General features: G+C 68.3%; 11 protein-coding genes. 4 read left to right on the top strand and 7 right to left on the bottom strand.

What is annotated here, in order from left to right:
• Positions 1-4: 4 nt before the first annotated feature.
• The 3 genes from MKL20_RS07870 to MKL20_RS07860 are packed head-to-tail and all read right to left on the bottom strand — an operon-like array spanning position 5 to position 2,041.
• Positions 5-790 (bottom strand): hypothetical protein, encoded by a 786-nt coding sequence (locus MKL20_RS07870; protein ID WP_244036212.1) that lies wholly within the window; start codon positions 788-790, stop codon positions 5-7.
• 10 nt (positions 791-800) lie between these two features.
• Complete coding sequence (locus MKL20_RS07865) at positions 801-1,001, bottom strand: hypothetical protein (RefSeq protein ID WP_243968902.1); 201 nt, start codon at positions 999-1,001, stop codon at positions 801-803.
• A complete protein-coding gene (locus MKL20_RS07860) occupies positions 998-2,041 on the bottom strand; it encodes a hydantoinase/oxoprolinase family protein (RefSeq protein WP_409568132.1) in 1,044 nt (347 codons plus the stop codon). Before MKL20_RS07860 ends, MKL20_RS07865 begins: the two co-directional genes overlap by 4 nt.
• 27 nt (positions 2,042-2,068) lie before the next feature.
• On the opposite strand from MKL20_RS07860, the gene MKL20_RS07855 reads away from it, so the two are divergent.
• Entirely contained in the window at positions 2,069-2,782 is a 714-nt protein-coding gene (locus MKL20_RS07855; RefSeq protein WP_244036210.1) for a HisA/HisF-related TIM barrel protein, read from the top strand.
• 65 nt (positions 2,783-2,847) lie between these two features.
• On the top strand, positions 2,848-3,450 hold the full coding sequence (gene leuD / locus MKL20_RS07850; RefSeq protein ID WP_244036209.1) for a 3-isopropylmalate dehydratase small subunit: 603 nt from the start codon (positions 2,848-2,850) through the stop codon (positions 3,448-3,450).
• Between the two features lie 81 nt (positions 3,451-3,531).
• On the opposite strand, the gene MKL20_RS07845 is transcribed toward leuD, so the two are convergent.
• Complete coding sequence (locus MKL20_RS07845) at positions 3,532-5,214, bottom strand: methyl-accepting chemotaxis protein (RefSeq protein ID WP_279594604.1); 1,683 nt, start codon at positions 5,212-5,214, stop codon at positions 3,532-3,534.
• A 396-nt stretch (positions 5,215-5,610) separates the two neighbouring features.
• On the opposite strand from MKL20_RS07845, the gene MKL20_RS07840 reads away from it, so the two are divergent.
• Together MKL20_RS07840 and MKL20_RS07835 are read left to right on the top strand one after the other, a co-directional pair.
• Positions 5,611-6,807: a lytic murein transglycosylase gene (locus MKL20_RS07840; protein ID WP_244036207.1), complete on the top strand. Its 1,197-nt coding sequence runs from the start codon at positions 5,611-5,613 to the stop codon at positions 6,805-6,807.
• A 618-nt stretch (positions 6,808-7,425) separates the two neighbouring features.
• The gene (locus MKL20_RS07835) at positions 7,426-8,997 is read left to right on the top strand and encodes a methyl-accepting chemotaxis protein (RefSeq protein ID WP_243968885.1); all 1,572 of its coding nucleotides are present in this window, start codon (positions 7,426-7,428) and stop codon (positions 8,995-8,997) included.
• 174 nt (positions 8,998-9,171) lie between these two features.
• Here MKL20_RS07835 and rplS read toward each other — a convergent pair whose 3' ends face one another.
• From rplS to argB, 3 genes are all read right to left on the bottom strand, one after another.
• A complete protein-coding gene (gene rplS, locus MKL20_RS07830; RefSeq protein ID WP_092040614.1) occupies positions 9,172-9,561 on the bottom strand; it encodes a 50S ribosomal protein L19 in 390 nt (129 codons plus the stop codon).
• Between the two features lie 135 nt (positions 9,562-9,696).
• Positions 9,697-10,452 (bottom strand): pyrimidine 5'-nucleotidase, encoded by a 756-nt coding sequence (locus tag MKL20_RS07825; protein WP_244036206.1) that lies wholly within the window; start codon positions 10,450-10,452, stop codon positions 9,697-9,699.
• Between the two features lie 243 nt (positions 10,453-10,695).
• The gene (gene argB, locus MKL20_RS07820; RefSeq protein ID WP_243968881.1) at positions 10,696-11,589 is read right to left on the bottom strand and encodes an acetylglutamate kinase; all 894 of its coding nucleotides are present in this window, start codon (positions 11,587-11,589) and stop codon (positions 10,696-10,698) included.
• Between the last annotated feature and the right edge of the window lie 227 nt (positions 11,590-11,816).

Below are 11,816 nucleotides of genomic sequence, written 5' to 3'. Positions count from 1 at the left end.
AACCTCACCCTGCTGCCCGGATGCGTCGCCCCACGAACAGCCACGGCAGCACGCAGGCCGCCGACAGGGCGATCGACACGGCGTAGGCGGTGATCATGTCGGTCTGCCCGAGCAACAGGTGGATGCACACGTAGAAGGCCAGCACGCCGAACGCGCCTTGAGCGCTGCCGCGCACCACGTCGAGGGAGGCGCGGACGCCGTCCTGGAACCGGGCGAAGGCGATGAGCGGCCAGGAGATGATCGGGATCGGCGCCAAAAGCCCGCTGAGGCCCGAGCCGAGATAGGGTGCGAGCCCGGAGACCATCAGGACGAGGGCGGTCGCCGCCGCCAGGCGCGCCGGCATGTCCCAGCGCGGCGGTCGCGGTCGCTGGCGCGGCGCATCGGGGTCGGCCGCCCGCGGGCACAGCGCCACCACGAGCGCCATGGCCGGAACGTCGATCGCTGTGGCGAGCCACAGGCCGGGCCGGATCAGCCCGTGCAACACGATCCCGCTCAGCACGAAGGCTGACAAAGCGGCGCTGAGGGACGCGACCGGCCCCATTCGCGGGGCGCAGAGGGCGTAGGCGAGGTAGCAGAGGGTCACCGCCCCGAGCCCCTCCACCGAGCCGATGGCGGCGTCGGCGGCGAAGCCCTCGCCCTGCTCGACGGCGAGGTAGATCGAGATCGGTGCCGAGGTGAGCGGCAGGCCCGAGAGCAGGCCGCCGACCAGGCTGCCCCAGCGGCGTGACGCCGCCGACACCGCCCACATCAGCGTCGGCGTGATGGCGATCTTGGCGGCGATCAGGCTCATGCCCCAACTCTCAGGCCGCTTCCGGCGGCTCCCCGTCATCCGGCTCGGCGGGCGAATTCAGCATGTCCTCCAACTCGTCCACGAGCCGGTCGATCTGGTCCTCGGTGGCGAGCACCTTCAGGACCTCGCCGGTTTCGGTCTCCACGGCCAGCTCGATATGCGGCCCGACCCGGGTCGTCAGGACTCGGGCCAGGATCTTGATGGCGCTCATGCGAATGCGTCCTCCGAGGCAATGAGGCCGACGGCGACGGCCGGCCCGCAGGTCGAGATCCAGTCGGGCTCCCCGGCGATCCGGTCGTGCAGCAGGCTCACGAGCCGGACGGCCTCGCGCCCCAGCCGTTCGGCCAGGCGCGGCCCGAGAAAGGCGCCGGCACCGCAGACGATGAGCGGCGCCCCCGGGGCCAGTTCGGGCCGGCTGAGCAGGGTGGCGGCGGCGTCGTGCAGCAGCCGCAGTTGCGCTTCGGCGAAGTAGGCCGCCAGCAGCGCCCAGGCCTCAGGCGTGCCCTCCCCCCGGTCGCGCCCGACGATCCGGGCGAGCCGGGTCTCGCTCTCGGGGACCGACTTGCCCTTGCGGTCGCCGCTGGCCTGCTGGTCGGCGCCCTCGGGGAGCAGGCCGAGGATCCGGTACACATCCGCCATATGCGCGAAGGTCTCGGTCATCAGCCGGGTGCGGCGGCCCGCGAACGGGGCGTGGTCGGCGAGCGCGATCACCGGCGTGCGCACGATCCCGGTATAGACCAGCTCCCCCGTCTCCAGCCGCTCGGCGTCGCTGTAGCCGGTGGCGGCCGGGTGGCCGTGGACGATCGGGATCAGGTCGGCGGTGGTGGAGCCGATATCGATGAGCAGCGCGTCCGGGGCGTGCCGCCCGGCGAGCGCCGCGGTGGCGTGCCAATTGGCCGAGGCTACGTCCGCGAACACCGCCGCGGCGGCCTCCGGGGCGACGAGGCCGGAGCGGCCGGCATAGATCCGCACGCCGCCGGCCAGGTGCGTGTCCGCCCAGCCCGAGAGCGCCGCGACGCCTTCGCGCCGGTCGGCGAAGCAATCCGTCAGCTCCCCCGTCATGGTCACGGCGTGCTGCGCTGCGCCGCGCGCCCAGTCCGGCAGGGCCGCCAGGGACCCGTCGAGGGCGGCGATGCCCTGCCAGAGCGGGCACGGGACCTGGGCCGCCGCGACCACCCGGCCATCCTCGACCAAAGCGGCCTTGACGTGGACCCCGCCGAGGTCCCACCCGATCGTCTTTGCCCCTGGCATACGCATATGACCGCGACGAGCGCCTCAATGAATGACGGAATCGGGCGCCCCGGCTTTGCGGTGATCCCGGTGCTCGACCTGCGCGGCGGCCGCGTGGTGCGGGCGCGCCGGGGCGAGCGAACTTCCTATGCCCCGATCGAGACGCCCTTGGCAAAGGGATCCGAGCCCGCCGCCGTGGCGCGCGGGCTGCTCGATGCGTGGCCGGCCCAGACGCTCTACGTCGCGGATCTCGACGCGATTATGGACGGTGCCGCGCCAAATCTGGCAGCGCTGGAGGCCATCGCCCGGGCCTGCCCGGGAGTCGGCCTCTGGATGGATGCGGGGTTTTCCGAACAGGACGGCATCGCGGCGTTCCTCGCAGCCGGCCTGGGGCGGCCGGTGATCGGCAGCGAGAGCCAGACGGATACCGGGCTGGTCGTCGGTCTCGGGGATCGCGCCGTTCTGTCCCTCGACACGCGCGGCGCCGAGCGCCTCGGCCCGGCGGCGCTGCACGAGGATCCGTCCCTCTGGCCGCCGGACGTGATCGCGATGACGCTCGCCCGGGTCGGTGCCGGGGCCGGCCCCGATCTCGACGCCCTTCAGGCCCTGCGGGCGCCGGGCCGCCGGGTCTACGCGGCCGGGGGCGTGCGCGGGCCGGACGACCTGCGGGCGTTGCGCGCGGCCGGGATCGCCGGGGCGCTGGTCGCCTCCGCGCTCCACGACGGCACCCTGCGCCGCGCCGAGGCCGGGGATCTGGCCTGACGCTTCCGGGCCGCCCCCGAGGCTGCTAAACCGGCGCCAGACCCAGCCTCCAAGAGCCTCGAACGATGGAAAAATTCACCACGCTGGAGGGCGTCGCGGCGCCCATGCGGATCATCAACGTCGACACCGACCGGATCATCCCCAAACAGTACCTCAAGACGATCAAGCGCACCGGGCTCGGCAAAGGCCTGTTCGCCGAGATGCGCTACAAGGACGACGGCTCCGAGAACCCGGACTTCGTGCTCAACAAGTCGGCCTACCGGAACGCCAGGATCCTGGTCTGCGGCGACAATTTCGGCTGCGGCTCCTCCCGGGAGCACGCCCCCTGGGCGCTCACCGATTTCGGCATCCGCTGCGTGATCTCCACCAGCTTCGCCGACATCTTCTTCAACAATTGCGCGAAGAACGGCATCCTGGCGATCACGGTCTCGCCGGAGGATCTGGAGAAGCTGTTCGAGGATGCCGAGCGCGGCTCGAACGCGACCTTGTCGGTGGATCTGGCGGCCCAGACGATCAAGGGGCCGGATGGCGGCACCCTGCATTTCGACATCGACAGCGGCCGCAAGCACACCCTGCTGAACGGCCTCGACGAGATCGGCCTGACCCTGCAGCGCGGCGCGGCGATCGACGCCTACGAGCAGAAGCTTGCGGCGCGGGAATGGGCCTGATCGGGCCAGTCCAGGGTCAATAGAGCTTCGCCCGATCGCTGTGCGATCGGGCGATTTCCGGCTCGATCCAGTGCACGCCGCTCAGGCCGCCTTCACGTCCGCCAGGAAGGTGGCGACGACACGGCTGAGGTCGTTCGAGTTCTGCGAGAGACCCTGGGCCGCGTCGAGGACCTGAGAGGCCGCGGAGCCCGTCTCGCCGGCGGCACGCTGGACCTCGACGATGTTGCCGGTGACCCGGTCCGTCCCGGAGGAAGCCTGCTGCACGTTGCGGGCGATCTCCTGGGTCGCCGCACCCTGCTCCTCGATCGCGGCCGCGATCGCGGTCGAGCTGGTGGCGATCTCGCCGACGATGCGGGCGATCGACCGGATCGCCGAGACCGCGTGGCCGGTCGCCGTCTGGATCGCGCCGATCTGCGCGCCGATCTCCTCCGTGGCGCGGGTGGTCTGGCCGGCCAGTTCCTTGACCTCGCTCGCCACCACCGCGAAGCCGCGCCCGGCCTCGCCGGCCCGGGCCGCCTCGATCGTGGCATTGAGGGCCAGCAGGTTCGTCTGTCCGGCGATCTGCGAGATCAGGGCGATCACGCTGCCGATCTTCTCGGCGCTCTCGGCCAGAACCTGCACGGCGCCGTCGGTCTGGATCGCCTCGTCCGAGGCCGCGCTCGCGGCCTGGGCCGCCCGGGTGACCTGGCTGTTGATCTCCTGGATCGAGATCGACAACTCCTCCGTCGCGGCGGCCACGGTCTGCACGTTTGAGGAGGCCTGCTCGGCGGCGCCCGCCACCGTCTGCGCCTGCGCGTCGGTCTCCTCGGCGATGCCGGTCATCGACTGCGCGGTCGCCTCGAGTTCCGTGGCGGCGCCCGCCAGCGCTTGCGTCAATCCGGACACTTCAGTCTCGAAGCGGTGCACCACCGCGTCAAGATGGGCGGCGCGGCGGGTCTTGGCGTCGGCTTCCTGCGCGGCCGCCACGTCGCCGGCGCGCTTGGCGATCAGCGCCTGCTTGAACACCTCGACCGCCGCGGCCATCCGGCCGATCTCGTCGCGGCGTTCGCTGCTCGGGACGGTGATGTCGAGATTGTCCCGGGCGAGCTCCCCCATCACCAGCGTCATCGCGCGCGTCGGGATAGCGATGAGCCGGGTCAGCAGGAGGGCGCCCGCGATGGCGGTCGCCAGGAGGGCGACGAGGGACAGCAGCGTCGCCGCGTAGGATGTCGAGAAGGCGTCGGCCTCGTCGGCCTGCCGGGCCGTCAGCAGGGTGCGCTCGGTCGCCTCGATCTCCCCACCCTTGGCGCGAATGGCGTCCATGAGCGCCCGGCCGGCGCCGGCACCCACGCGTGCGCGGGCCTCCGCCTGGGTACTCGGCTCACCCATCAGGGCGATCTCCGGCTCGGCGATGTCGGCCTGCCAGCGCTTCGCCAGGGTCTCGACCTCGGCGATGCGGGCCTGCTGCGCCGGATTGTCCGATGTCAGCGTCCGGAGCCGCTGCAGGGTCGCGTCGAAGGCCTGCGTGCCGCTGCGATACGGCGCGAGGAACGCCGGGTCGGCGGTCACCAGATAGCCCCGCAGGCCGGTCTCCCGATCGACCATCGTGGTGATCAGGGACGCGTTCACGTTCAGGACGTCGTAAGTATGCTTCGACCATCCGATCGAGGATTGGATGAAGGATAGTTTTCGGTGGTTGATAATCCCACCTCCAAGGGCGATGATGATCAATATCGCGAATGCGCCAACGACTTTCTTCGCAATCGATAGATCTGCAAGGCGCATGGTCCAGATTTCCTCCCAATGTCCGAAATTGATTCTCTTTCATATAGACAGTCGTGGATTAATAAGTTGCCGTCAAGAATCGGCGCAATCCGACCGGATCCCCGATTACACAATGGTCGATATTTTACTTTATTGGCACTTTGAAAAAGTATTCGTCGAGAGAAATTTGCAACAATCAATATATCGATCATTCGCAAACTAAATCTGCCGTCAAATCTCATTCCGTTGCGAGGCCGCGACCGGACGACTGAATTTCACGGCACGGACTACGGGAGCCGCGCCGCGGCGTCCGGCCAGTCAGCCAGGCCGGTGGATTCGGTGCGGCCTAACCGGTCCTTAACCCTGGTATTGCCTGATTCGACCCCCATACAACGGACGTCGAACGGGAACGCCAGGATGCGGAATCACCTCGGATCGGGCGTCGCGCTCGGGTTCGGTCTGCTCGCGGGCCTCGCTGCGGTGCCGGCGCGCGCGGATTTCGACTCCTGCCTCGCCGGTATCCAGGGGCAGGCGGCGGCGGCCGGGGTGTCGGCCCAGACCTTCCAGGCGGCCACCCGCGGCATCAGCTTCGACGACAAGGTGATCGAACTCTCGCAGGCGCAGCCCGAGTTCAAGACGCCGATCTGGGACTACATGGCGGCACTCGTGGACGACGAGCGGGTCGAGGACGGGCGCGCGGCCATGCGGCAGAACGCGTCCGCCCTGGCCCAGGCCGAGTCGCGCTACGGGGTCGACCGCTACACGATCGCGGCGGTGTGGGGCGTCGAATCGAATTTCGGCAAGAACCTCGGCAAGATGCCGCTGGTGCAGTCGCTGGCGACGCTCGCCTGCTCGAACAACCGCCGCCGCGACTTCTTCCGGTCCGAGCTGATCGCGACTCTGCGGATCATCGAGCGCGGCGACATCGCGCCGGAGCGGCTCACCGGCTCCTGGGCCGGCGCCTTCGGCCAGACCCAGTTCATGCCGACCACCTATCACCGGCTCGCGGTCGACGGCGACGGCGACGGGCGGCGCGACGTGGTTGATTCGGTGGCCGATGCGGTCGGCTCCACGGCCAACTTCCTGCACGTGGCCAAGTGGCAGAACGGCCAGGTCTGGGGCTACGAGGTGAAGTTGCCCCGCAGCTTCAGCGTCGGCGCGGCCGGGCGCAAGAACAAGAAGCCGATCGCCCATTGGGCCTCCCTCGGCGTGACCCGGGTGGACGGGCGCCCGCTCTCGGGCGAGGGCGCGGCCGGCATCATCGCGCCCGCCGGCATCGACGGGCCGGCTTTCCTGGTCACCAAGAACTTCGACGCGATCTACTCGTACAACGCGGCCGAATCCTACGGGCTCGCCATCGCGGTCCTGTCCGACCGCCTGCGCGGCAAGACGGGCGTCCAGGCCGCCTGGCCGACCGACGATCCGCCCCTGTCCCGGGCCGAGCGGCGCGATCTCCAGACTCGCCTCGCCGCCCGCGGCTACGATGTCGGCGAGCCGGACGGCAAGGTCGGCCAGAAGACCCGGGACGCGATCAAGGATGTGGAGCGCAAGCTCGGCATGACCCCCACCGGCCGCCCCGGCGGCAAGGTTCTCGAGGCCCTGCGCGGGGGCTGAGCCCGGGCCGCGCGCGGTTCCTGCGGGCGGTCAGCGCTTTCTGCGCGGCGGGGACGATGGTCGGCCGCATGGCGATCGCGGCTGCCGGCTCCGTCGATCGCGGCCCCGATCATCGCTTCGGCTTGGGCGTTCCTCGCCGATCCGGAGCACCTCCTCGGATTCGATCCCTATGGTGCTGTTCGCGCAGACGGTTCTGCGCGACCCGATCCGAGCAGGCATTCCTGTATCCGCCCCGCCCGCAGATCTGCCATGCAGCGATGAAATGGATCCGATGCACCGTATCCAAAATGTCGTATTCATTAATACAATTTATCGATGGATGTTAAAAACCATATGATAAATATGAAATTTTCGAGTATTTTGATATAATATGAAGTCAAATCGAAATTCTCAATAGGAAGAAATTTTTACTACGGTATTACGCTTTCCTGGAATATAATCTTGAGTTTTGTAGTGATGACGAGTTATGGAGATGCGCCAGCTCTTTAAGTTGAGATTGATATGCGCATCTCACTCGCGAATTTGACATTATCACGTAAGCTTTCGCTTCTTACGTTGTTGACCTGCTTTATTATTGCATTGATTGGCGGCGTCGGATTAAAACTATACTACCGTGAAATGCTCGATGAGCGTGTCCAGTCTCTGCACGCCATGGTCGAGCTGGTCCAGTCGCATGCCCAGGCGCTCGATGAACGGGTCAAGGCCGGCGCCCTGACCAAGCAGGCCGCCCTGTCCCAGCTGGCCGAGGCGACCATGGCGATGCGCTACAGCGGCGGAACCAACTACATCTCGATCTACACGATGGACGGTGTCGCCGTCGCCGTGCCGAACCGCCAGATCATCGGTACGAGCCAACTGGATCTCACGGTCAACGGCCTGCCGATCATCCGCTCGTTCATCGATCTCCTGAAGACATCTGATACGGCGATGCTGGAATACGCCTATCTCCGTCCCGGGCGGGAGGGCGTCTACCCGAAGGTGTCCATCGCGGTCCGGTTCAAGCCCTGGGATCTGTTCATCGTCACCGGCGCCTATACCGACGATATCGCGGCGTCGTTCCGGTCGCTGGCGATCACGGTGCTGGGCCTGCTTCTGGGCATCGTCGGCGTCTCGGTGCTCGGATCCCTGTTGATCGGGCGCAGCATTACCCGGCCGCTCGGCCGCCTCCACCGGCGGATGCAGGCGCTCGCGGAGGGCGACATCGCGAGCCCGGTCTCCGATACCGAGCGGGGCGACGAGATCGGCCGGATGGCCGGCACCGTGGAGGTGTTCCGCCAGGCCTTGGTCGCCAAGGGCGAAATGGACGTCGCCGCCGCACGGGACGCCGAGGCCAAGATCGAGCGGGCGCAGGCCCTCGACGCCCTCACCCGGCAGTTCGAGGGCAATGCCGGGACCCTGATGCAGGGCCTGACCTCCGCCGCCACGGCGATGCAGGCCAATGCCGCCCGGATGGCGCAGACGGCGGCGCGGACGAGCGCGCGCTCGGCCCAGGTTTCGGAGGCCGCGCAGGAGACCTCGGCCAGCGTGCAGACCGTGGCCGCCGCGACCGAGGAGATGTCGACCACCATCCGGGAGATTTCCGGCCAGATGGCGCGCTCGTCGGCCATGATCGGGCAGGCGGCGACGGAAGCGCAGCGCACCGATGCGATCGTGCGCGACCTCGCCGAGGGCGCGGAGAAGATCGGCGCGGTGGCGAGCATGATCGCGGCGATCGCCAGCCAGACGAACCTGCTCGCGCTCAACGCCACGATCGAGGCGGCGCGGGCCGGCGAGGCCGGGCGCGGCTTCGCCGTCGTGGCCGCGGAGGTGAAGGAACTCGCCAACCAGACCGCGCAGGCGACGGCGGAGATCTCGACCCGGGTCGAAGCGGTGCAGGCCTCCACCCGGCAGGCCGTCGAGGCGATCCAGGAGATCGGCCGCACGGTCACCGATGTGAATACCCTCGCCACCAGCGTCGCCGCCGCGATCGAGGAGCAGGAGGCGACCACCGGCGAGATCGTGCGCAGCGTCGCGCAGGCGGCGGACGGCACCAGCACGGTGACGGGCAACATCGCCGACGTCTCGACCGCCGCGAAGGAGTCCGGAGACGCAGCCGAGCAGGTGCTCGGTGCCGCGGCCGAGCTGTCGCAGAAATCCGGGCGGCTCTCCGCGGAGATTACCCACTTCCTCGACCGGGTCCGGGCCGCCTGACCAGCCCGCACAAAAAAACCGGTCCGGGCTGAGCCGGACCGGTCGATTCTCGGTCAAAGTCTGGTTTCAAAAGGTCCGGGACCTTTTGCGGGTGCGGGCAGGGCCCGCTTCTTCATCAGGGCTCCGCCCTGACGACCCGCCGAAGGGCTGCGAGCCCTCTGAAAACCCGGACGCTTACTCGGCCGCGGCCGGGGCTTCCTTGGCCTTATAGCGGTCGGTACGCTCGACGATGCGGGCCGACTTCCCGCGACGGTCGCGCAGGTAGTACAGCTTGGCCCGGCGCACCTTGCCGCGGCGGACGACCTTGATCGAATCGATCATCGGCGAGTGCACCGGGAAGACGCGCTCGACGCCCTCGCCGTAGGAGATCTTGCGGACCGTGAAGCTCTCGTTGAGGCCGCCGCCCTGGCGGCCGATGCAGACGCCCTCGTAGGCCTGAACGCGGGTGCGCTCGCCTTCCTTCACGCGGACGTTGACGATGAGCGTGTCGCCCGGCTCGAAATCGGGAATGGTCTTGGCCAGGCGCGCGACTTCCTCGCGCTCCAGCTGCTCGATGATGTTCATGGCATAGCTCCAGCCGTTGCGCCGTGTCGCCCCTCATGGGCGTCCGGCACCAGGATTTCGGCGATCCTGTTGTGAGTTGGGCGGCTCTCTACAGGATCGCCGCCGGCTTGTCGATTGCGGATGCGCGTGCCCGCGTCAGGGCCGCGTCGCGCCCATCGCACCCCGTTTCGTCTCGGGTAGCACGCAGGCCGACAGGAAGGCGGCGAGATCGTCGGTGATGTGGTCGATATGCGGCTCGCGCACCGCCTCCTGCTCGAAGGCCTCGCGATAGGGGTCGATGACCTTCGGGACGACCAGCACGGTCGCCATGCCGAGATCGTGCGGCACCGTGAGGTTGCGGGCGATGTCCTCGAACAGCACCGCCCGGGTCGGCTCGACGCCGTGGGTCTCGAGGAAGCGCTCGTAGGTGGAGCGCTCGGGCTTGGGGACGAAATTGGCGGCGGCGATGTCGAACACGTCCTCGAAATGGTCGAGGATCCCGAGCTTGGCCGCGACGTTCTCGGCGTGGCGGCGCGAGCCGTTGGTGAGAATCAGCTTGCGGCCGGGCAGCCGCTCGATCGCGTCGCCGAGACTTGGGTCGAGCTTGATCGTCGAGTGATCGATGTCGTGGGCGAAATCGAGGAAGTCGTGCGGGTCGACCCCCTCCTCCGTCAGCAGCGCCGTCAGGGTCGTGCCGTAGCGGTGGTAGAAATACTTCTGCAGGGCGCGGGCCGAGATCCCGTCGAGCCCGTAGAGCCGCATGACGTAGAGGGTGATGCGCTCGTCCACCTGCGGCCAGACCTGCGCGTCGCTCGGATAGAGCGTGTTGTCGAGGTCGAACACCCAGGTGTCGACATCGGCAAACCCACGGGACGCGGGCGTGGTGAACTGGGCTTTCTCCGGGTGGTGCACCGTGTCCCTTTGAAATCCTGAAACCGCGGGATTCTAGGGCCATGACCGATCGCGTTGCAATCGGATGCGGCCCCGAACCCGTGGTGCGACGCGGCCTCGTCCGCCGATCCCTTGCGGAATCGACGGCGTGGAACGGTCAAGCTGGCAAGCCAGGCTTGCGCCAGGCTGAGCCGGGACGACGACAATGCGCGAGCGGAGCGGGCGTTGCCGCGTCCGATCCGCCCACCGTCGTCCCGCCGGGGATCAGCCCCGGCGGATCAGGGTGCCGGCCCCGTAATCGGTGAACAGCTCCAGCAGCACCGCGTGGTTGACCTTGCCGTCCAGGATGACGACCGCCTCCACGCCGCGCTCGATCGCGTACATACAGGTCTCGATCTTGGGGATCATGCCGCCCGTGATGGTGCCGTCGGCGATCAGGCGGCGGCAATCCTCCACGGTTAGCTCGGGAATCAGCTTCTTGTCCTTGTCGAGCACGCCCGGAACGTCGGTGAGCAGCAGCAGGCGCTTGGCCCGCAGCGCCCCCGCGATGGCACCCGCGAAGGTGTCGGCGTTGACGTTGTAGGTCTGCCCGTCCGCCCCGTAGGCCACCGGAGCCAGAACCGGGATCAGCTCCGCCTTCAGCACCGCGTCGAGGACGCCGCGCTCGACATGCTCCGGCTCGCCGACCAGGCCGAGGTCGATCGCCTGCTCGGTGTTGTTCTCGGGATCGACCACGGTCTTCATCGCCCGCTTGGCGCGGACCATGTTGCCGTCCTTGCCGCACAGGCCGATCGCCCGGCCGCCCTCGGCCGAGATCCAGCCGACGATCTGCTTGTTGATCGAGCCGGCCAGGACCATCTCGACTACCTCGACGGTGGCCTCGTCGGTGACCCGCAGGCCGCCGCGGAACTCGGACTGGATGCCGAGCCGGTCGAGCATCTTGCCGATCTGCGGTCCGCCGCCATGCACGACGATCGGCTTCAGGCCGGATTGCTCCAGGAGGACGATGTCCTCGGCGAAATCCTCGGCGGCGGCGCGGTCGCCCATGGCGTGGCCGCCATACTTGATGACCACGATCTCCTGGTCGTAGCGCTGCATGTGGGGCAGCGCCTGCGCCAGGACTTCGGCGCGCACGTGCACGTTCGGCAGTTCGGTCATCGCAGTCCTTCGCCGATCCTTGGAATGGGCTTCGCGGCGCCCGGCCTCGCCCGGCCGGCGGCCGCGCTTCTACAGGAAGCCGCCCGCGCTGCGAAGCCGCCAAGGGACATGTTTTCGGTGTCGCTACGGCGACAGGATCCGGCCGTCGTCAAGCTGATCCCGGGGAGCTGTCAAAAAACAGTCGCGTTTCCGCGGTGTTGCATCGTCGCGACAGAATAGGGCGCTGC

It is taken from the genome of Methylobacterium sp. E-066 (assembly GCF_022829635.1).
Lineage (GTDB): Bacteria > Pseudomonadota > Alphaproteobacteria > Rhizobiales > Beijerinckiaceae > Methylobacterium.
Note: the sequence above shows the minus strand (reverse complement) of the source record. Positions and strands in the feature narration are given on the sequence as shown.